We start from the raw sequence: 22,289 nt of genomic DNA on the forward strand, positions 1-22,289 counted from the left end.
AGCCTAGGCTGCTCATTCTCAATACTTCGATCGCGTGCAGGAGCTGTAGGAGCTGCACTCGTCAGCTCCTACAGGCCAGCGATCTTTAGCCTCAGCGCTTCTGGGTCAATGCCCGGCGCTCGAATTCGACGATGCGCTGGCGATAGTGCTCGATGGTCTGGGCAGTCAGCACACTGCGCTGGTCATCCTTGAGTTCGCCATTGAGCTCCTGGGACAGCTTGCGAGCCGCGGCCACCATCACGTCGAAGGCCTGCTTGGGATGACGCGGGCCCGGCAGGCCGAGGAAGAAACTCACCGCCGGCGTGCTGAAATGATCGATGTCATCCAGGTCGAACACGCCAGGCTTGACGGCGTTGGCCATGGAGAACAGCACCTCGCCGTTGCCGGCCATGCTCTCGTGACGATGAAAAATGTCCATCTCGCCGAAACGCAGGCCGCTTTCCAGGATGTTCTGCAGCAACGCCGGGCCCTTGAAGCCGGCCGGGTCGCGGCAGATCACGCTGATCACCAGCACTTCTTCAGCCTGGGCCTGGTCTTTGTCGGCGCTCGAGGTTTTGTTCTCGTCCGGGAAATCGCTGTCGCGACTGCTGAAGCTCGGGCCACCATCCAGGTCGAGGTTCAGGTTCAAATCACCCTGGGACGGCTCGCTGTTGCGCTTGCCGCGCTTGGAACTCGACTCCCGAGGCTCACGGGCAGGCGCGCTCATCGACGGCAAGTCGTGTTCGTCCAGCTGCGGCTCCTTGTGGGTGTCCAGCACCCGGGGCGGGCCTAGCAGTTCGGCGCTGTCATCCTCATCGGGCAGGTTCGAAAGGCTGCGGTCCAGGCGAAACTTCAGTTTCCCCTTACCGCCGCGCATGCGGCGCCAGCCGTCGAAAAGAATACCGGCAATGACAATGATGCCGATGACGATCAGCCACTCGCGCAGACCGATTTCCATGTAATCCCGTGCCTCTATAAAAATGCTGAAAAATAAGGGGCTTAGCTATTTGCAAACCGCTTTAAAACGTGGCGCCAACTCTATGTTCTGAATGGCGTTTTGCCCACGCATACGAAAAATTGACATTAAACTAGCACGACCAAAGATAACTTTACACCGTCTGTCGCACAGGCTTGTGTCCAATCTGTGATTTGAACAACAGGCCCTAGGGTAAAAAATACCTACAGCGTTCCAAGTAGAAGCCCTACAAACCGTTCTTCAGGCATCCACCATTGCCATGGCCTCCTCCACATCCACCGCCACCAGCCGCGAACAGCCCGGCTCATGCATGGTCACCCCCATCAACTGATCGGCCATTTCCATGGCGATCTTGTTGTGGGTGATGTAGATGAACTGCACCGTTTCAGACATCTCCTTCACCAGCCGTGCGTAACGGCCTACGTTGGCGTCGTCCAGTGGTGCGTCGACTTCGTCGAGCATGCAGAACGGCGCCGGGTTCAATTTGAAGATGGCAAAGACCAGGGCCAGCGCGGTCAGCGCCTTTTCGCCACCGGAGAGCAAATGGATGGTGCTGTTCTTCTTGCCAGGAGGACGCGCCATGATTGTCACCCCTGTATCGAGTAAATCTTCGCCCGTCAGTTCCAAGTAAGCGCTGCCGCCACCGAAAACTTTTGGGAAAAGTGCCTGCAAACCGCCGTTGATCTGATCAAAGGTATCCTTGAAGCGGTTGCGGGTTTCCTTGTCGATCTTGCGAATGACGTTTTCCAGGGTCTCCAGCGCTTCCACCAGATCGTCGTTCTGGGCGTCCAGGTAGCGCTTGCGCTCGGACTGCTGCTGGTACTCGTCGATGGCCGCCAGGTTGATTGCCCCCAGGCGCTGGATGCGCTGGGCAATGCGCTCCAGCTCCTCCTCGGCGTCCTTCTCGTTCGCCCCGGCCACCAGGGTGGCCAGCACGCCGTCGAGGTCGTAGCCGTCTTCCAGCAATTGGTCCTGCAAGGCTTTGCGCCGCACGGTCAGGGCTTGCCACTCCATGCGCTGCTGTTCCATCTGGCCGCGAATCAGTTGCGATTGCTGCTCGGCCTGGCTGCGGCGCTTTTCGGCGTCGCGCAGTTCACGGTCGGCGTCCTCCAGGGCGATCTGCGCCGTCTTGAGCTCTTCGTCGACGCTCATGCGCTTGTCGAGCAACTCTTCGAGCTTGAGGCGCAGCTCCTCCAGCGGCGCTTCACCCTCCTCCAGATTGAGGCTCAACTGCTCGCGTTTTTCGGTCAGGCGTTCGGACTGCATTTCCAGCCGTTCCAAGGCCTGGCGCGTGGAATCGTGCTGGGCCTTGAGCGAGCCCAGGCGCACCGCCAACTGATGGGCATGGTCCTTGTGCTGGCGTGCTTCCTGGCGCACCCGGTCCAGGCGCTCGCGCAGGCTGTCGCGCTGGGCCAGCAGCAGTTCGCGCTGCTCGGTGTCCAGCGCCATGGCATCGAGGGCTTCCTGCAGTTGCAAGCGCGCCTCGCCGATCTGTTCGTGCTCCAACGCCCGCTGCTCGCCCAGTTCGGCGATTTCTTCTTCCAGGCGGGTGCGGCGCAGCGCCAGCTGTTCAACCTTGGCCTTGCCGGCCGACAATTGCGCCTTGAGCTCGCCTTGCTGGCGCGCTTCATCCTGCAATAGCCGCCGCAGGTGTTCGCGACCGTTCTCCTGCTGACGCTGTTGCGCCCGCAGGTTCTGCAATTCGGTTTCCAGGGCTTCGACGCTGGCCTCGCGCTCCTCGCGCTCTTCGCCCAGGCGCTGGATTTCCTGACCACGGGCAAGCATGCCGCTCTCGGCTTCGCTGGCCCGGCGTACCCGCAGGAAATGCCGGCCGACCCAATACCCGTCACGGCTGATCAGGCTTTCGCCGACCGCCAATTGCCCACGCAGGGCCAAGGCCTGCTCAAGACTGTCCACCGGTTTGACCTGCCCCAGCCAGGGCGACAGGTCAACCTGGGCCTCGACCTTGTCCAGCAAGCTGCCGGGGATTCGTACGCCGTCGCCAGCCGGGCTGAGCAGGCGCAGATCGCCCTGGGTGAAACCCGACAAATCGAAGCCGCCAAAGTCATCCACCAGCACCGCCTGCAGATCGGCACCCAGCACGGTTTCCACCGCCAGCTCCCAACCGGCATCGACCTTCAGACCCTCGGCCAGTCGCGGACGCTCGGCCAGATGCTGATCGCGCAGCCATTCGGCGGTGCCGGTGCCTGGGTCCAGCGCGGCTTGCTGCAAGGCTTCCAGCGAGGCCAGGCGTCCATTGAGCCGCTGCAATTCGCCCTGGCCCTGCTGCTGGTTCTGCAAGGCCAGTTGCAAGGCCTGGCGCAGTTGCTCGAGCCGTTCGACCTGGGCATCTTCGCTGGCCTGCAAGTCTTCGAGGGTGGCTTCACTGGCCGCCAGTTGCTCGCTCAGATCCAGAATCGCCGCGTCCTCCGGATCCGCCGCGAGCAAGGCGCGCTCTTCGGACAGGCGGCGCTGACGCTCGGCCAGGCGCTCCATGCTGGTTTCCAACTGCTGGATGCGCGACTGCTGGACTTCAGCCTGGCGCCGTGGCTCGGCCGAGGTCAGGTTGAAACTGTCCCACTGCTCTTGCCAGCCGTGCATGGTCAGCTCGGCCTCTTCCAGGGCCGCGGCAGCCTCTTCGGCGGCGGCACTGGTGATTTCCTGCTCTGGCGTGAGCCGGTCCAGTTCTTCGCCAAGGGTCAGCAACAACGTGCGGTCGTGGCCCAGGTGCGATTCGGTTTCCAGGCGCGCCCGCTCGGCTTCCTTCAAGTCATCCTGCAACTGCCGCAGTCGTTGTTGACCATGCTGGATGCTCTGCTCGACCCGGGCGATGTCGCCCCCCACGGAATAGAAGCGCCCCTGCACCAGATTGAAGCGCTCGGACAGGTCGTGGTGTCCGTCACGCAGGCGTTCGATGGCGGCGTCGGCGTTGCGTTGCTCGGCCACCAGGGCTTCGAAGCTGACTTCCTGGTTGCCGATGATCGCCTCACGCTGACCGACCTGCTCGTTCAACGCTTGCCAGCGCAGGGCCGACAGCTGGGCCTTGAGCTGGCGCTCCTCGCCCTTGTATTCCTGGTACTTCTTCGCGGCCTCGGCCTGACGGTGCAAACGCTCGAGTTGGCGTTCGAGTTCTTCGCGCAGGTCGGTCAGGCGCGCGAGGTTCTCGTGGGTGCGACGAATGCGGTTTTCAGTCTCGCGCCGCCGCTCCTTGTATTTGGAAATACCGGCGGCTTCTTCGATGAAGTTGCGCAGGTCTTCGGGCTTGGCCTCGATCAGCTTGGAGATCATGCCCTGTTCGATGATCGAGTAGCTGCGCGGGCCCAGGCCGGTACCGAGGAAGATATCGGTGATGTCGCGACGCCGGCACTTGGCGCCGTTGAGGAAATAGCTGTTCTGGCTGTCGCGGGTCACTTTGCGACGAATGGAGATTTCCGCATACGCCGCGTACTCGCCGACCAGGGTACCGTCGGAGTTATCGAACACCAGCTCGATGCTGGCCTGGCTCACCGGCTTGCGGCTGGTGGAGCCGTTGAAGATGACGTCGGTCATCGACTCGCCGCGCAGGTTCTTGGCCGAGCTCTCGCCCATCACCCAACGCACGGCATCGATGATGTTCGACTTGCCGCAACCATTGGGCCCGACCACCGCCGCCATGTTACTGGGGAAGTTCACCGTGGTCGGGTCGACGAAGGATTTGAACCCCGCCAGCTTGATGCACTTGAGCCGCACGTTCAGGCCTTCGTCAAGGCAGAGACCACCAGGTCGCAACTGCGCTGGGCGTAGGCCGTGAGCACGATGCGGATCTGCGGTAAATCACGGGCCAGCACAGCGGCGAGCAGGCGCTGGAACAGGTCGAGGAACTCGCTCATTTCCGCCTTGCGCTGGTCCAGGGCCAGGAAATAGGCACGGCTCATGGCCGGTTGCAGGTTCTCGACGGTTTCCTGCAAGTACGGGTTGTCGGCAAAGGGATAGGCGGCGCGCATCACGCTGAAGCTTTCATCGACGAAGGTACGGATATCCTGGCGCGCGTAGGCGTCGTTGAGACGCTGCTGGATCGCTACGAACGGCGCCATGTCGGCCTGCTCTTTCCAGCCATGGGCCACGGCGTTGCCCAGCAGGATGTACAGCTCGCTCATCAGCGTGCAGAGGCTGCGCACCTTGTGTTCGGTGAGTTCGGTGACGTGGGCGCCACGGCGCGGCAGGATCGCGATCAAGTGGCGTCGTTCCAGGATCAGCAAGGCCTCGCGGACCGAGCCGCGGCTGACGTTGAGTGCCAGCGTGACCTTCTGCTCCTGGATGCGCTCTCCCGGTTTCATTTCGCCGCGAATGATGCGTTCGGCGAGGTGATGGGCGATTTGCTCGGCGAGGCTGTCCGGGGCCTTGAACGTCATGGTTGTCCTTCAAACTCTTCGATTTGCACAAGCGGCGCAGTGTAGCGCACTCGATACGTCATGGCGCAGGGCCTGTACCGGGTTTTTGGCACGATTCAAGCAAAAAAAGTTTGAGCTTTCCTGCTGAAACAGAACCTGTGGAAGAACCTGTGGAAGCGAGCTTGCTCGCGATAACGGTCTGTCATCTTGCATCCATACTGAATGTACCGCTGTCATCACGAGCAAGCTCGGCTCCCACAGGGTTCTACAGTGTCCATAGATCGTTGTTCATCGACCAAGTGGAATTTCTTGACCTTTAAGTCAGAAAATCATTGACCGAAAAGTCAGAACTGATAAATTCAGCCCACGTCGGTACAACAATAATGAGTCTGCGAGGCCTTCCGTGATCCAGTTTTTACTCAACCAGGAACTCCGTAGCGAGCACGCCCTGGACCCGAACCTGACCGTGCTCAACTATTTACGCGAACACGTTGGTAAACCAGGCACCAAAGAAGGCTGCGCCAGCGGCGATTGTGGCGCGTGCACCGTGGTGGTGGGCGAATTGGAAACGGACGCCGATGGCCGCGAACGCATTCGCTATCGCAGCCTCAACGCGTGCCTGACCTTCGTCTCGTCCCTGCACGGCAAGCAACTGATCAGCGTCGAAGACCTCAAGCACCAGGGCCAACTGCACAGCGTCCAGCAGGCGATGGTCGATTGCCACGGCTCGCAATGCGGCTTCTGCACACCGGGCTTTGTCATGTCGCTGTTCGCCCTGCAAAAGAACAGCGAGCAACCCGACGCCCATAAAGCCCACGAAGCCCTGGCCGGCAATCTCTGCCGTTGCACCGGCTACCGGCCGATCCTGGCCGCTGCCGAGCAGGCCTGCTGTGGCCAGCAGCCAGACCAGTTCGATGCCCGCGAAACCGAAACCATCGCCCGCCTCAAAGCCATTGCGCCGACCGAGACCGGCGAGCTTAACAGTGGCGACAAACGCTGCCTGGTGCCGCTGACCGTCGCCGACCTGGCCGGTCTCTACGATGCCTATCCCCAGGCGCGCCTGCTGGCCGGCGGCACGGACCTGGCCCTGGAAGTCACGCAATTTCACCGCACACTGCCGGTGATGATCTACGTGGGCAACGTCGCCGAACTCAAGCGTATCGAACGCTTCGACGATCACCTGGAGATCGGCGCCGCCGCCGCCCTCTCCGATTGCTACGAAGCCCTGAAAGCCGAATACCCGGACTTTGGCGAATTGCTGCAGCGCTTCGCCTCGCTGCAGATCCGCAACCAGGGCACCCTGGGCGGCAACATCGGCAACGCCTCACCGATTGGCGACTCGCCGCCCCTGCTGATCGCCCTCGGCGCGCAGATCGTGCTGTGCAAGGGCCAGACCCGCCGCACCCTGGCCCTGGAAGACTATTTCATCGACTACCGGATCACCGCCCGCCAGGAAAGCGAATTCATCGAAAAGATCATCGTGCCACGGGCCAGCGCCGAACAGGCGTTCCGCGCCTACAAGGTCTCCAAGCGCCTGGACGACGACATTTCCGCCGTGTGCGCGGCGTTCAACCTGCGCATCGACAACGGCGTGGTCCGCGACGCCCGCGTGGCCTTCGGCGGCATGGCCGCGACGCCCAAACGCGCCAAGCATTGCGAAGCGGTATTGATCGGTGCGCCGTGGACCGACAGCAGCGTCGAACGCGCCTGCCTCGCACTGGCCGAAGACTTCACGCCGCTGTCGGACTTCCGCGCCAGCAAGGAATACCGCCTGCTCAGCGCCCGCAACCTGTTGCGCAAATACTTCATCGAACTGCAAACGCCGCACATCGAGACTCGGGTGACCGCTTATGTCTAACCATCACACCGTAGAGAAGACCCAAGCCGAACTCGCCGAGCTGTTCGCCCGCGACCTGACCACCGGCGTGGGCCGCAGCGTCAAGCACGACAGCGCCGCCAAGCATGTGTCCGGCGAGGCCCAGTACATCGATGATCGCCTGGAATTTCCGAACCAGTTGCACGTCTATGCCCGGCTGTCGGACCGCGCCCACGCCCGGATCATTCGCATCGATACCACGCCCTGCTACGCCTTCGAAGGCGTGCGCATCGCCATTACCCACCAAGACATCCCTGGCCTGAAGGACATTGGCCCGCTGTTGCCGGGTGATCCGTTGCTGGCCATCGATGACGTGCAGTTCGTCGGCCAACCACTGCTGGCCGTCGCCGCCAAGGACCTGGACACCGCGCGCAAGGCGGCGATGGCGGCCATCGTCGAATACGAAGACCTGGAACCGGTGCTGGACGTGGTCGAGGCCCTGCGCAAGCGGCACTTCGTGCTCGACAGCCACACCCACCAGCGCGGCGATTCGGCCACGGCACTGGCGAGCGCCGAGCATCGCATCCAGGGCTCGCTGCACATCGGCGGCCAGGAACACTTTTACCTGGAAACCCAGATTTCCTCGGTGATGCCCACCGAAGACGGCGGCATGCTCGTCTACTGCTCGACCCAGAACCCCACTGAAGTACAAAAACTGGTGGCCGAGGTGCTGGGCGTGTCGATGAACAAAGTCGTGGTGGACATGCGCCGCATGGGCGGCGGCTTTGGCGGCAAGGAAACCCAGGCCGCCAGCCCGGCGTGCCTGTGCGCCGTCATCGCGCACCTCACCGGCCAGCCGACCAAGATGCGCCTGCCCCGTGTCGAAGACATGCTGATGACCGGCAAGCGCCACCCCTTCTACATCGAATACGACGTCGGCTTCGACAGCACCGGACGCCTGCACGGCATCGCCCTGGAACTGGCCGGCAACTGCGGTTGCTCGCCGGACCTGTCGGCCTCGATCGTCGACCGGGCGATGTTCCATGCCGACAACGCCTACTACCTGGGCGATGCGACCATCAACGGCCACCGCTGCAAGACCAACACCGCGTCGAACACCGCTTACCGCGGTTTCGGCGGGCCCCAAGGCATGGTCGCCATCGAAGAGGTGATGGATGCCATCGCCCGGCACCTGGGGCTCGATCCGCTGGCCGTGCGCAAGGCCAACTATTACGGCAAGACCGAACGCAACGTCACCCACTACTACCAGACCGTCGAGCACAACATGCTCGAGGAAATGACCGCCGAGCTTGAAGAAAGCAGCCAGTACGCCGAACGCCGCGAAGCGATCCGTCGCTACAACGCCAATAGCCCGATCCTGAAAAAGGGCCTGGCGCTGACCCCGGTCAAATTCGGCATTTCCTTTACCGCCAGTTTCCTCAACCAAGCCGGGGCGCTGATCCACGTCTACACCGACGGCAGCATCCACCTGAACCATGGCGGCACCGAAATGGGCCAGGGTTTGAACACCAAGGTCGCGCAAGTGGTGGCCGAGGTGTTCCAGGTGGAAATGGACCGCGTGCAAATCACCGCGACCAACACCGACAAGGTGCCGAACACTTCGCCCACCGCCGCCTCCAGCGGTGCCGACCTGAACGGCAAGGCCGCGCAGAACGCCGCCGAAGCCATCAAGCGGCGCCTGGTGGAATTCGCCGCGCGACAGTACAAGGTCAGCGAAGAGGACGTGGAATTCCACAACGGCCATGTGCGGGTGCGCGATCACATCCTGACCTTCGAGGCGCTGGTGCAGCAGGCGTATTTCGCCCAGGTTTCGCTGTCGAGCACCGGCTTCTACAAGACCCCGAAAATCTACTACGACCGCAGCCAGGCCCGTGGCCGGCCGTTCTACTACTACGCCTATGGCGCGGCCTGTGCCGAGGTGATCGTCGACACCCTCACCGGCGAGTACAAGATGCTGCGCACTGACATCCTCCACGACGTCGGCGCCTCGCTGAACCCGGCCATCGACATCGGCCAGGTCGAGGGTGGTTTCATCCAGGGCATGGGCTGGCTGACCATGGAAGAACTGGTGTGGAACGACAAGGGCAAGCTGATGACCAATGGCCCGGCCAGCTACAAGATCCCCGCCGTGGCCGACATGCCGCTGGACCTGCGGGTCAAGCTGGTGGAAAACCGCAAGAACCCCGAAGACACGGTGTTCCACTCCAAGGCCGTGGGCGAGCCGCCGTTCATGCTCGGCATCGCCGCGTGGTGCGCCATCAAGGACGCCGTGGCGAGCCTGGGGGATTACCGGCACCAACCGAACATCGACGCCCCGGCAACACCGGAACGGGTGTTGTGGGGGTGTGAGCAGATGCGCGGGTTGAGGGCGGTGGAGGTTGGGGAAGCTGAAACCGAGTTGGCTTCGCTTTAGACCGCGGCGCGGCCAATCGCGAGCAAGCTCGCTCCCACATTGGGTCGGTGTTCACAAATCCCCTGTGGGAGCGAGCTTGCTCGCGATGAGGCCGGAACAGACAACAAAGATGTCGAGGTGAATATGTACAACTGGATCAGCGCCCTCGCCGACCTGCAAACCCGCGGTGAACCGTGCGTGCTGGTGACGATCATCGAAGAGCTCGGCTCCACCCCGCGCAACGCCGGTTCGAAGATGGTCATCAGCGCCAGCCAGACGTTCGACACCATCGGTGGCGGACATCTGGAATTCAAGGCCATGGAAATCGCCCGGCACATGCTCGCCAGCGGCCAGCAGAACACCCATCTGGAGCGCTTCAGCCTCGGTGCGAGCCTGGGCCAGTGCTGCGGCGGCGTCACCGTGCTGTTGTTCGAACCCATGGGCCAGGTCCAGGCGCAGATCGCCGTGTTCGGCGCCGGCCACGTCGGCCGCGCCCTGGTGCCGCTGCTGGCGAGCCTGCCCTGCAAGGTGCGCTGGATCGACTCACGGGAGGCGGAATTCCCCGAACACCTGCCCCATGGCGTGCGCAAGATCGTCACCGAGGAGCCACTGGATGAAGTCGACGAATTGCCCGTCGGCAGCTACTGCATCGTCATGACCCACAACCATCAGCTCGACCTGGAACTGAGCGCCGCGATCCTCAAGCGCAACGACTTTGCCTACTTCGGCCTGATCGGCTCGAAGACCAAACGGGTCAAGTTCGAGCATCGCCTGCGTGATCGTGGTTTTGACAGCAGCACCTTGCAGCGCATGCGTTGCCCGATGGGCATCGGCGAAGTCAAAGGCAAGTTGCCTGTGGAAATCGCCATCTCCATCACCGGCGAAATCATCGCCACCTATAACGCCGACTTCGGCCAGCACACCGCCCGCGCCGAACCGATTGCCAAGCTGCTGCCGGCCTCGCGCCGCAGCCAGGCGAACCGTTGAACACTCGTTGAGAATTCCCATGCCCCTGACACGCAAAGCCTACCGCGCCGCCCTGCTCCACAGCCTCGCCGACCCGGCCGAAGTCGGTATCGAGGCGTCCTATGAATATTTCGCAGACGGTTTGCTGGTGGTGGAAAACGGCCAGATCAGTGCCATCGGCCACGCCCATGACCTGCTGCCGACCCTGGCAACTGACATCGAAATCACTCATTACCCGGACGCGCTGATCACCCCCGGCCTGATCGACACCCACATCCACCTGCCCCAGACTGGCATGGTTGGCGCCTATGGCGAGCAATTGCTGGACTGGCTCAACACCTACACCTTCCCCTGCGAAAGCCAGTTCGCCGACAAGGCCCACGCCGATGCCGTGGCCGATATTTTCGTCAAGGAACTGCTGCGCAACGGCACCACTACCGCACTGGTGTTCGGCAGCGTGCACCCGCAATCGGTGAATTCGTTTTTTGAAGTGGCCCAGAATCTCGACCTGCGGATGATCGCCGGCAAAGTGATGATGGACCGCAACGCCCCGGACTACCTGGTCGACACCGCCGAATCCAGCTACACCGAGAGCAAGGCGCTGATCGAGCGCTGGCACGGCAAGGGCCGCCTGCACTACGCCGTGACCCCGCGCTTCGCCCCCACCAGCACTCCGGAACAACTGGCCTTGGCCGGTCAGTTGCTGGGGGAATACCCAGACTTGTACATGCAGACCCACATCAGTGAAAACCTGCAGGAGGTGCAATGGGTCAAAGAGCTGTTCCCGGAGCGCAAGGGCTACCTGGACGTCTACGACCACTACCAACTGCTCGGCGAACGTTCGGTGTTCGCCCACGGCGTGCACTTATGTGACGACGAATGCGCTCGCCTGGCCGAGACCGGTTCGGCCATAGCCTTCTGCCCGACCTCGAACTTTTTCCTCGGCAGCGGCCTGTTCAACCTGCCGATGGCGCAGAAGCATAAAGTGAACGTGGGGTTGGGCACCGACGTGGGTGGCGGCACCAGTTTTTCGCTGCTGCAAACCCTGAACGAAGCCTACAAGGTGATGCAGTTGCAGGGCGCGCGGCTGAGCCCGTTCAAGTCGCTGTACCTGGCCACCCTCGGCGGCGCCCGGGCCCTGCGCCTGGAGGACAAGATCGGGACGTTGCAACCGGGTACCGATGCGGATTTCCTGGTGCTGGACTACAACGCCACGCCGCTGCTGGGCTATCGCCTCAAGCAGGCCAAGGACATTGCCGAGCGGTTGTTCGTGTTGATGACGCTGGGGGATGACCGGACGGTGGCGCAGACTTATGCGGCCGGTAAATTGGTGCATCAGCGGTAGATTTTTGATCGTTCCCACGCTCTGCGTGGGAATTCCTCAACGGACGCTCTGCGTTCGGCTTTTGGGACGCGGAGCGTCCCGGGCTGCGTTCCCACGCAGAGCATGGGAGCGATCAGGGTCGGGGGTTATAGCTTAGCAGTCGACCGCCCAGGCTTCTTGCTCTGCAGCAGGTGCGAGAACACCGCATGCAAGTCATCCGACGCACTTTCCTCGTCGAGGTTGAGCTTGCTGTCAATGTGGTCCATGTGATGCATCATCAGGTCCACTGCCAGCGTCGCATCGCGAGCCTCGATGGCGTCGATCAGCTGGGTGTGTTCGTCATAGGAACAGTGGGAACGATTGCCGCTTTCGTACTGGGCGATGATCAGCGACGTCTGGGACACCAGGCTGCGCTGGAAGCTGATCAGCGGGGCGTTCTTCGCCGCTTCGGCCAGCTTGAGGTGGAACTCGCCCGACAAACGGATGCCGGCGCCGCGGTCGCCACGGGAGAAACTGTCGCGCTCATCGCTGACCATCTGCCGCAGCTCAGCCAATTGTTCGGCCGTGGCGTGCTGCACCGCCAATTCGGTGATCGCCCTTTCCACCAGGCGCCGGGCCATGAATACCTGGCGAGCCTCTTCGACACTCGGGCTCGCCACCACGGCACCGCGGTTGGGCCGCAGCAACACCACGCCTTCGTGAGCCAGGCGTGACAGCGCCCGGCGAATGATCGTGCGGCTGACCCCGAAAATCTCCCCCAGTGCCTCTTCGCTCAACTTTGTACCGGGCGCCAGGCGTTGTTCGAGGATGGCCTCGAAGATATGCGCATAGACAATATCGTCCTGGGTTCCGCTGCGGCCGGCTTTACCGGCTCGCGGTTGTTTCTTGAGGGGCTGCAACTGTTCGTTCATGGGCACTCGAGTCGGGAGAACTGCGGCGAATTGACCGTGACTGTAATACGGCACAGCGGGTCGCTGGCAAGTATCGCGTAAAAAACAGCTCGATTGTACACAACCTCTGATGGCAACACGACTGTACGGCTGTTTGCGGGCATGGCTGTATTGCAATCGGCTACTGCGTTGAGTTTAGGCTTCAAACCCAAAACCTGCGGCGCGATCAAGCCCAGTCAATCTACAACAAGGACCACCGCCCACCATGACCGAAGTCACGACCACGCCACTTCGTCCATTGGCCGATACCTCGCCTTCAGCCATCGTCGCCGGGTTCATTGCGATGATGACCGGCTACACCAGTTCCCTGGTGCTGATGTTCCAGGCCGGGCAAGCGGCAGGGCTGACCAGCGGGCAGATTTCCTCGTGGATCTGGGCGATTTCCATCGGCATGGCGGTGTGTTCCATCGGGTTGTCGCTGCGCTATCGCACGCCCATCACCATCGCCTGGTCGACACCCGGCGCGGCGCTGCTGATCACCAGCCTGGGCGGTGTGAGTTACGGCGAGGCCATCGGCGCCTATATCACCTGTGCAGTATTGGTGACGATCTGCGGCCTGACCGGCAGTTTCGAGCGCCTGGTCAAGCGTATTCCAGCCTCGCTGGCGGCGGCGTTGCTGGCGGGGATCCTGTTCAAGATCGGCAGCGAGATCTTCGTCGCCACCCAGCATCGCACCGGCCTGGTGCTGGGGATGTTTTTCACCTACCTGATCGTCAAGCGCCTGTCGCCCCGCTACGCGGTTCTGGCGGCACTGTTGATCGGTACGGCGCTGTCGGGCCTGCTGGGGCTGTTGGACTTCAGCGGCTTTGCCCTGGAAGTCGCGACGCCGGTCTGGACCACGCCGCACTTTTCCCTGGCGGCCACCATCAGCATCGGCATTCCGCTGTTCGTGGTGGCGATGACCTCGCAGAACATGCCCGGCATCGCCGTGCTGCGGGCCGACGGTTATAACGTGCCGGCCTCGCCGTTGATCACCAGCACCGGCATCGCCTCGCTGCTGCTGGCACCGTTCGGCTCCCATGGCATCAACCTGGCGGCCATCAGCGCGGCCATCTGCACCGGCCCCCACGCCCACGAAGATCGCAACAAGCGCTACACGGCGGCGGTCTGGTGCGGGATCTTCTACGGGATTGCCGGGGTGTTCGGCGCCACGCTGGCGGCGTTGTTCGCGGCGCTGCCCAAGGAGCTGGTGCTGTCCATCGCGGCCTTGGCGCTGTTCGGGTCGATCATCAATGGCTTGAGCATCGCCATGAGCGAAGTGAAGGAGCGGGAAGCGGCGTTGATCACCTTCATGGTCACGGCGTCGGGGCTGACGCTGTTCTCCATCGGTTCGGCGTTCTGGGGGATTGTGGCGGGGGTGTTGACCTTGCTGATCCTGAACTGGCGTAGCGCCTGATCGTTCCCACGCTCTGCGTGGGCATGCAGCCCGTGACGCTCCGCGTCACTGGACGCGGAGCGTCCCTAGAGGCATTCCCACGCGGAGCGTGGGAACGATCAACCCAACAGACAGGCACAAAAAAACCGGCGCCCGAAAGGGCTGCCGGTTTCTGACCATCAAGCGACCGGATTGATCGGCTTTTCCGGGTACCAGACGTCCATCAGTGGGCTGACTTCAACGCTGGTCAGCTCAGGACGTGCCTTGAGCCAGGCTTCAACGGCAGCGCGCTGCTCTTCGGAAACCGAGCCACGCTTCTGCAGGCAAACCAGACCGTAGTCGTCACCGCCGACGTAGCCCAGGCCGTTGGCTTCCATGGCTTCTTTCAGGAAAGCGTCGAGGAAAGCGTCAATAGCCTCATCGGCCAGATCTTCTTTGAAATCCAGGTTCAGTTCGAAACCCAGCTCTTGAAATTCATCCACGCACAGTTTTTTGCGCAGACGCTGGGAACGGTTAGTCGCCATTGGAACAATCCTCATAAGTAATAACGGCCGGCACTTTACCAGTTTGATGCGTCGATTGCCCGACTGATCGGGCGTATCGGCCTACCGTCGGTAAAAAATAGCAGCCGAAGGGCTCAGGCACGGCCCAAGCGGCTGCGGCTTGGGGCATAATGCCGACACTTTCGTGACCGTTGAGGACGTTCATTTTCATGTCCTCGTTATTTCCCCCTCGCCCGTAGGGTTTTATTTCAAATGATCAAATCTTTGCGTCCACTGCTTCTGGCCAGCCTTCTTCTTCCCCTGGCCCTCCCTGTCACCAGCCACGCCGCCACGATCAACACTGCCCTGTCGCCCAACGTGCAAAAGGCCCTCAAGGCCAGCAAGCTGCAGGATGACGCGCTGTCCCTCGTGATGGTGCCGCTCAATGGCCCCGGCACCCCGACCCTGCACAACGCCGACGTTTCGGTTAACCCCGCTTCCACCATGAAACTGGTGACCACCTACGCGGCCCTGGAAATGCTCGGCCCCAATCACCAGTGGAAAACCGAGTTCTACACCGACGGCACCCTCAACGGCGGGATCCTCAACGGCAACCTGTATCTCAAGGGCGGCGGCGATCCCAAGCTGAACATGGAAAAACTCTGGCTGCTGATGCGCGACCTGCGGGCCAACGGCGTGCAGCAGGTTACCGGCGACCTGGTACTGGACCGAGGCTTCTTCATCCAGCCGCAACTGCCTGAATTCAACGACGACGGCAACGACGAAAACAAACCGTTCCTGGTCAAGCCCGACTCGTTGCTGGTCAACCTCAAGGCCCTGCGCTTCGTCGCCCGTAACGACGGCGGCCGGGTGCTGGTGTCGGTGGAGCCGCCGATTGCGAGCATTCGCATCGACAACCAGGTCAAGGCCGTCAACTCCAAGCAATGCACCGGCGGTGTGCGCTACAACCCGGTGGCCCAGACGGACGGCAGCGTGACAGTGACCGTCGGCGGCCAGCTCGGTGACGGTTGCAGCTCCCAGACCTATCTGTCGCTGCTGGACCATGCCACCTACACCGCAGGCGCGGTGCGGGCGATCTGGAAAGAGCTGGGCGGCAGCATCCAGGGCACGGACCGCCTGGCCGCGACCCCGAGCAATGCTAAGGTGCTGGCCCGGGCGTTCTCCCCGGACCTGGCGGAGATCATCCGCGACATCAACAAATACAGTAACAACACCATGGCCCAGCAACTGTTCCTGAGCCTCGGTGCGCAGTTCCGTAACGAAGCCGACGGTGATGACGCCAAGGCCGCGCAACGGGTGGTGCGCCAGTGGTTGGCCAAGAAAGGCATCACCGCGCCGCACCTGGTGATGGAGAATGGTTCCGGCTTGTCCCGTGCCGAACGGGTCAGCGCCCGGGAAATGGCGGCCATGCTGCAGGCTGCCTGGCGCAGCCCGTACTCGGCCGAGTTCATCAGTTCGATGCCGATTGCCGGCACCGACGGCACCATGCGCAAACGCCTGAAGACCACCGCCATGGCCGGCGAAGCCCACGTCAAGACCGGTACCCTGAACACCGTCCGCGCCATCGCCGGCTTCAGCCGTGACATCAATGGCAACACCTGGGCGGTGGTGGCGATTCTCAACGATCCGAAGCCTTGGGGCGCTTCATCGGTGCTGGACCAGGTGCTGCTGGACCTGTATCGCCAGCCGAAACTGCCACAGACGGCTTCGGCGCTCTAATCCAGCACAAACCCAATGTGGGAGCGAGCCTGCTCGCGATTCGGTAGGTCAGCAGACATCGATGCTGAATGACACACCGCTTTCGCGAGCAAGCTCGCTCCCACACTTGATCTGCCGCGGGCATAAAACTCGTGTACGAAGCCGACCCACTGTGGGAGCGAGCTTGCTCGCGATAGCGGCATGTCATTCAGTCTATTCATCAACTGAACCACCGATATCGCGATGATATGTGGCTAGCCCAACTGCACCTCAACCCGATCCCGTCCGGCCTGCTTGGCCGCATACACGCCCGAGTCAGCCCTTAGCAGCAACGCATCGGCACCCTCCCCGATGCGCCAGGTGGCGATACCGAAGCTGGCGGTGACAAACCCCACACCCTCGATGGGCGCCGCCCGCAAGCCTTCCCACAGCTCCAATGCCAAGGTGTAGGCACTCTCGCTGTCTGTGTCCGGGCACAGCACCACGAACTCTTCTCCGCCCAGCCGGCAGAACACATCGGTGCGCCGCAACCGTTGGCCGACGCGCTGACAGACGGCCTGCAACACCCGGTCGCCCACTGCGTGGCCATGCTGGTCGTTGATGCGCTTGAAGTGGTCGATGTCGAGCATGATGACCGCCAGCCCTCCGGAACCGCGCTCGACCCGAGCCATCTCCGAAGTCAGGCGGTCCTGGAAATAGCGACGGTTGCGAATGCCGGTCAGGGCGTCGGTCACGGACAGGGCCCGCAGCTCTTCTTCTACGCGCTTGAGGTCGGAAATATCCGAGATATAGCCGTGCCACAACACCCCGCCGCCGGGCAGTTCCTCGGGCGTGGCCTCGCCGCGTACCCAGCGCAGGCCGCGCAAAGGCAGTTGCACCCGGTACTCTTCCCGCCACGGGCTCAAGGTGTGGGCCGAAGCGCGAATCGAAGCGCGGACGCGCGTGCTGTCCAACGGGTGAATGCGCGAGAAAATCGCCTCGGCGTTCTGCACCAGCACATCGGGTTCCAATTCATAGATGTCGCGAATGCCGTCACTGGCATAGATGACGCTGAAGCGACCGTTGAAATCCATTCTGAATTGGTAGATCCCCCCGGGTACGTGGGCACTGAGCTTTTTCAGCAACAGGTCACGGGCAGCCAATGCTTCGTAGACGCGCTTGCGTTCAGTGATGTCGATGCAGATCGCCAGGTGCCCGATCCACAACCCCTGGTCATCGAGCATCGGTGTGGCGAGCATGTTCACGGTCAGGTGACTCCCATCGCGGCGCACCAGGGTCCACTCCCGCGCCTGTTGCCCGCCCTGCTCGCCGCCTTCGAGCAGCATCGCGTGGCACGCCGGGATCGGCTTGCCAAAACGCGCGCCGAGTTGGGCGGCGCGGGCCTGGAGTTCGCGCGGTACATGCAGGCTTTCCAGGGTCATGCTCTGCAGGACCTCGCAGCTCGGGTAGCCGAGCATCTGTTCGGCGCCGGCGTTGAAGGTGGTGATGACGCCGCGCAGGTCAGTGGCGATGATCGCGACTTGGGTTGCGGCATCCAGTACACCGCGCAACTGGCCGTGGGTACCGCGCAGCTCCTGCTCCCGGGCGCGCAGTTCTCGGGTGCGTTGCTCTACCAGTTTCAAGGCCCGCTGCCGCTGGCTGACCAGCACATAGAGCAAGGCACTGAGCAGCAGGCTGAGCAAACCGCCGAGTATCACCATGCTGGTGACCGAAGAATGATTGGTGGCCAGGAACACCCGGCTGGGCCGCAATTCCACCCGGTAGTCGCGATCAGCCAGACGCAGCAGGCGGGTCGACGACAAATCACTACGACCTGGCGGGTTGTGGGATTCGAACAACGCCTCTTCCGCGTTTTCGCCAGACAGGTCCATGACACGCATCGACAGATTGTCGTGACTGGACGCTGGCAGCCCATCACCCGCCAGTTGCCGCATGCTGATAGCCGCCACCACGTACCCCAACGGTTCGCTGGCCGATTCCCGGGTGACGGGCGCGACCAGCAGCACACCGCGGGCAAACACCGGGTCGGTGCCCATCAGGTCCAATGGCTGCGAGGCCACCAGCCCGTCACGCTGGCGGGCCCGCTCGAGGGCGGCACGAGGCAAGGGTTCGGAAAGCAGGTCCAGGCCTAGCGGCGCCCCGTAGGAAGCCTGGCTCTGGATGTAGAGCATTGGAGCGTATTCGTCCCGTTCGGAGGCCTGCCGCAAGCCACCGTCGCCGTCTGCCTCGCGGATCGTGAATTGGGTGGCCCCTTCGGCCTGCGCGTGTTGTTCGAACGATTGCCGTTCGTCGCGCAGCACCCTGGGCGCCCAGGCGAAGGCGCGAGTACGCCGCAATAGCGCGTCGGCGTAACCACGGAATTCAGTGTTGGAGACCCCTTCGGAGTTGGCAAAGAAACGCCTGAGGCTGTCGAGGCGTTGCTCCTGGTCCTGGAAGTGTTCTTCGATGCGGCTGAAACGCTCCTCGGCTTGCAGCTCGAAGCGCTGGCGCAATTGCTGATTGAACAGGTTCATCATCGCCCAGGTCAGCAAGCCGGTCAGGACCGTACCGGCCAGCAGGACCAGCGAAGCCACCAGCCAGGCCGAAACGTCTTCGCTGATAAAGCCCAGGATCCTGGGACGCACCTGATGCAATGCCATAAATACAACTCAGAAAGGAGCCAGGCATAGGCATAGCCCTGGACACAGCCTAAGTTATAGCTATTCGCCATCACTTTGACCAGCCCTTAAAATAGGCCAGGAGCCTTGTATTACAAGGCTTCGTGGATCCAATCAACTGCAAATCAACGTGCCATGATCTTCCAGGCGCGGTGGATCTTGCCGTTGCGGGCAAAATCCGGATCAATGGTCTTGGCGGTGATTTCTTCCACCGCATAACGCTCGCCGAGGTTGTCCTCGAGCTGGAACTTGCGGAAGTTGTTGGAGAAATACAGCACGCCGCCCGGCGCCAGGCGCGCCATGGCCAGGTCCAGCAACTGCACATGGTCGCGCTGCACGTCGAACACGCCTTCCATGCGCTTGGAGTTGGAGAAAGTCGGCGGGTCGATGAAGATCAGGTCGTATTCGTCACGGCTGGCTTCAAGCCAGGCCATCACATCGCCCTGCTCCAGGCGGTTCTTGTCGGAAAAACCATTGAGCGACAGGTTGCGCCGCGCCCAGTCCAGGTAGGTCTTGGACAGGTCGACGCTGGTGGTACTGCGCGCGCCACCCTTGGCGGCGTGGACGCTGGCGGTCGCGGTGTAGCAGAACAGGTTGAGGAAACGCTTGCCGGCCGCCTCTTTCTGGATCCGCAGGCGCATCGGCCGATGGTCGAGAAACAGCCCGGTGTCCAGGTAGTCGGTGAGGTTGACCAGCAGCTTCACGCCACCTTCGTTGACCTCGGTGAACTTGCCCTGGGCGCTCTGGCGCTCGTACTGCTTGGTGCCGCTCTGGCGCTCGCGACGCTTGATCACCACGCGGCTCTTGTCCACGTTCAGCGCCTGGGGAATCGCCGCCAGGGCGTCGAACAGCCGGGCCGAGGCTTTTTCCGGGTCGATGGACTTCGGCGCGACGTATTCCTGGACGTGCACCCAGTCGTGGTACAGGTCGATGGCCATGGAATATTCCGGCATGTCGGCATCGTAGACCCGATAACAGTCAACGCCTTCACGCTTGGCCCATTTACTCAGCAGCTTGAGGTTTTTTTGCAGGCGATTGGCGAACATCTGCCCGCCTTCGCTCAACCGCGCCTGCTCGACCACAGGGGCCGGCGCCGGTGCTGGCTTGATCGGGTTGCCGTTCTTGTTGTACTGGCGCTCCTGCGGTACTTCCGGGGCCTGGTCGTAGACGGCCTGTTCACGCTCGGCCTGACGCTGTTCCGGGGTACGACGCTCACCCGTGACGAACTGGTCCGGCAACACCTTGATCAGCAGCAATTTGCACGGCAAGGCGCCGTTCCAGAACGAATACTGCTTGTGACTGCGAATGCCCATGCGCTTGCCCAGGTCCGGCGCGCCGGTGAACACCGCCGCCTCCCAGTTCAGGCAGGCCTGGCGCAGACGCTCGCCAAGGTTCTGGTAGAGGTAAAGCAGGCTGGCTTCATCGCCCAGGCGCTCGCCGTACGGTGGGTTGCAGATCACCAGGCCCTTCTGGTTCTGGTCCGGACGCGGCTCGAAGGTGGCGACTTCGCCTTGATAGATCTTGATCCATTCGCTCAGGCCGGCACGTTCGACGTTGTTACGCCCCGGCTGGATCAGTCGTGGGTCGGCTTCGTAGCCGCGAATCCACAACGGTGGCTTGGCCAGGCCGGCGGCGGCGCGTTCACTGGCCTCTTCGTGGAGTTTCTTCCACAACGCCGGCACATGGCCGAGCCAGGCGGTGAAACCCCACTGCTGGCGGCGCAGGTTCGGCGCCATGTCGGCGGCGATCATCCCGGCTTCCACCAGGAATGTGCCCACACCGCACATCGGGTCGGCCAGCGCCCCGCCTTCAGCGGCAATGCGTGGCCAACCGGCACGGATCAGGATCGCGGCGGCGAGGTTTTCCTTCAGCGGCGCGGCGCCCTGCTGCAGGCGATAACCGCGCTGGTGCAGGCTGTGGCCGGAGAGGTCGAGGGAGAGGATCGCTTCGCCGCGGTCCAGGCGCAGGTGGATGCGCAGGTCCGGGTTGAGCTTGTCGATGGACGGCCGCTCGCCCGTCGGCGTGCGCAGCTTGTCGACGATGGCGTCCTTGACCTTCAAGGCGCCGAAATGGGTGTTGTCGATGCCCGAGCCGTGGCCGCTGAACTCCACCGCCAGGGTGCCATCGGCCAGCATGTGGTCTTGCCAGTCGACATCCAGCACGCCGTGGTACAGGTCTTCGGCGTCCTTCATCGGGAAGCGCTTGAGTACCAGCAACACGCGGTTGGCCAAGCGCGACCACAGGCACAGGCGATACGCCGTTTCCATGTCGGCCATGCCGCGCACGGCCGAGGTGTGCTCGCGCGCCTCTTCAAGGCCAAGCCCGACGGCTTCCTCGATGAGCAGGCCTTCGAGGCCCTTGGGGCAAGTGAGGAAGAGTTCGAAACGATCGGACATGGGATTTCCAGAGCCTTTGGCTAAGTGGACCGGGCAACGCATTGCCGGGCCGGGTTCAATCAGGTGCTTTTCTCAAGAGCACCCGCGTGGCACGAAAGTGTGCCGTGCCACCCTCGCCGCTCAGGTTAAAAGAGCTTAGATGCGAAGGCAGAAAAAAAATTCTGTGCAACAAATTGTGAAAACTCGACCCTTTCGTCGAATAGTACCCGAGTGCAACGGGAGGACATTCTCATCCGAGCCAGACCTACCCCTTTCGGCGCAGGGCCGATCATACAGGGGTCTTGCTCAAAAGCGGTCAACGAACATCAAGTTACTTATCGCCCTAACATCTTTATTGTTACGTGCTTATGACAAAACGATCATTCCATCCATGTGACGCTTTGGTTAGAACTCAACACAGGTTGACGTCGCAACGGCGTCAACACCTCGGCTCGTCACGCCGGCAACGAGCCACCAACGGCAGAATGATTCTGCCCCGGCCTCGATAGAGGTCGACGCTAAGTAACAGTCAACAAGTGAGGGCAACACCCTATGAGAAGACTTAAGCGTGATCCGTTGGAAAGAGCATTTTTACGTGGTTACCAATATGGCGTTGGTGGTAAATCCCGTGAGCTTTGCCCCTTTACTCTACCGTCGGTACGTCAAGCCTGGATCAATGGCTGGCGAGAAGGACGCGGCGACAACTGGGACGGTATGACCGGCACTGCGGGTATCCATAGACTCAACGAACTTCACGCCGTCGGCTGACACAGGGCTTAATACTCAAGAACTCGACAATTTGACACTCATATCGATTTAACCACGCACGTCCCATCCGGACGGCGGGCTACGGCCCAGGGGGCTCCTTCGAGGAGCCCTTTTTAATG

At 62.1% G+C, this 22,289-nt stretch carries 14 protein-coding genes; 7 read left to right on the forward strand and 7 right to left on the reverse strand.

Going from position 1 to position 22,289, the window contains the following annotated elements:
• Positions 1–91: 91 nt before the first annotated feature.
• The 3 genes from zipA to AB4O22_RS17495 form a co-directional block, all read right to left on the reverse strand.
• Positions 92–937, reverse strand: a complete 846-nt coding sequence (gene zipA / locus AB4O22_RS17485) for a cell division protein ZipA (protein ID WP_003199570.1) — start codon at positions 935–937, stop codon at positions 92–94.
• Positions 938–1,195: 258 nt separating this feature from the next.
• Complete coding sequence (smc, locus tag AB4O22_RS17490; RefSeq protein WP_460096836.1) at positions 1,196–4,684, reverse strand: chromosome segregation protein SMC; 3,489 nt, start codon at positions 4,682–4,684, stop codon at positions 1,196–1,198.
• Between the two features lie 2 nt (positions 4,685–4,686).
• Positions 4,687–5,346, reverse strand: a complete 660-nt coding sequence (locus AB4O22_RS17495) for a GntR family transcriptional regulator (protein WP_003199566.1) — start codon at positions 5,344–5,346, stop codon at positions 4,687–4,689.
• 382 nt (positions 5,347–5,728) lie between these two features.
• Between AB4O22_RS17495 and xdhA the strand changes: the two genes are divergently transcribed.
• From xdhA to guaD, 4 genes are all read left to right on the forward strand, one after another.
• A complete protein-coding gene (gene xdhA, locus AB4O22_RS17500; protein ID WP_460096837.1) occupies positions 5,729–7,183 on the forward strand; it encodes a xanthine dehydrogenase small subunit in 1,455 nt (484 codons plus the stop codon).
• Positions 7,176–9,575, forward strand: a complete 2,400-nt coding sequence (xdhB, locus tag AB4O22_RS17505) for a xanthine dehydrogenase molybdopterin binding subunit (RefSeq protein WP_460096838.1) — start codon at positions 7,176–7,178, stop codon at positions 9,573–9,575. Before xdhA ends, xdhB begins: the two co-directional genes overlap by 8 nt.
• 123 nt (positions 9,576–9,698) lie before the next feature.
• Entirely contained in the window at positions 9,699–10,541 is an 843-nt protein-coding gene (gene xdhC / locus AB4O22_RS17510) for a xanthine dehydrogenase accessory protein XdhC (RefSeq protein WP_003199560.1), read from the forward strand.
• Positions 10,542–10,560: 19 nt separating this feature from the next.
• Positions 10,561–11,865, forward strand: a complete 1,305-nt coding sequence (gene guaD, locus AB4O22_RS17515) for a guanine deaminase (protein WP_460096840.1) — start codon at positions 10,561–10,563, stop codon at positions 11,863–11,865.
• A gap of 125 nt (positions 11,866–11,990) precedes the next feature.
• Here the strand turns inward: guaD and AB4O22_RS17520 are convergent, their stop codons facing one another.
• A complete protein-coding gene (locus tag AB4O22_RS17520) occupies positions 11,991–12,755 on the reverse strand; it encodes a GntR family transcriptional regulator (protein WP_003183531.1) in 765 nt (254 codons plus the stop codon).
• Positions 12,756–12,999: 244 nt separating this feature from the next.
• On the opposite strand from AB4O22_RS17520, the gene AB4O22_RS17525 reads away from it, so the two are divergent.
• Complete coding sequence (locus AB4O22_RS17525; protein ID WP_003199555.1) at positions 13,000–14,190, forward strand: benzoate/H(+) symporter BenE family transporter; 1,191 nt, start codon at positions 13,000–13,002, stop codon at positions 14,188–14,190.
• A 158-nt stretch (positions 14,191–14,348) separates the two neighbouring features.
• On the opposite strand, the gene AB4O22_RS17530 is transcribed toward AB4O22_RS17525, so the two are convergent.
• Positions 14,349–14,693 (reverse strand): YggL family protein, encoded by a 345-nt coding sequence (locus tag AB4O22_RS17530; protein ID WP_003199553.1) that lies wholly within the window; start codon positions 14,691–14,693, stop codon positions 14,349–14,351.
• A gap of 231 nt (positions 14,694–14,924) precedes the next feature.
• Here AB4O22_RS17530 and dacB point away from each other — a divergent pair, with 231 nt between their 5' ends.
• Positions 14,925–16,391: a D-alanyl-D-alanine carboxypeptidase/D-alanyl-D-alanine endopeptidase gene (gene dacB, locus AB4O22_RS17535; protein WP_003199550.1), complete on the forward strand. Its 1,467-nt coding sequence runs from the start codon at positions 14,925–14,927 to the stop codon at positions 16,389–16,391.
• Between the two features lie 233 nt (positions 16,392–16,624).
• Here the strand turns inward: dacB and AB4O22_RS17540 are convergent, their stop codons facing one another.
• Positions 16,625–19,009 carry a sensor domain-containing diguanylate cyclase gene (locus AB4O22_RS17540; protein ID WP_003199548.1) on the reverse strand — a complete coding sequence of 795 codons (2,385 nt, stop codon included), beginning with the start codon at positions 19,007–19,009 and terminating at the stop codon, positions 16,625–16,627.
• Between the two features lie 143 nt (positions 19,010–19,152).
• A complete protein-coding gene (gene rlmKL, locus AB4O22_RS17545; protein ID WP_003199545.1) occupies positions 19,153–21,423 on the reverse strand; it encodes a bifunctional 23S rRNA (guanine(2069)-N(7))-methyltransferase RlmK/23S rRNA (guanine(2445)-N(2))-methyltransferase RlmL in 2,271 nt (756 codons plus the stop codon).
• Positions 21,424–21,954: 531 nt separating this feature from the next.
• Here rlmKL and rmf point away from each other — a divergent pair.
• Positions 21,955–22,170: a ribosome modulation factor gene (gene rmf, locus AB4O22_RS17550; RefSeq protein WP_003223300.1), complete on the forward strand. Its 216-nt coding sequence runs from the start codon at positions 21,955–21,957 to the stop codon at positions 22,168–22,170.
• The last annotated feature ends 119 nt before the right edge of the window (positions 22,171–22,289 follow it).

The sequence above is a fragment of the Pseudomonas sp. S3_B11 genome (assembly GCF_054667715.1).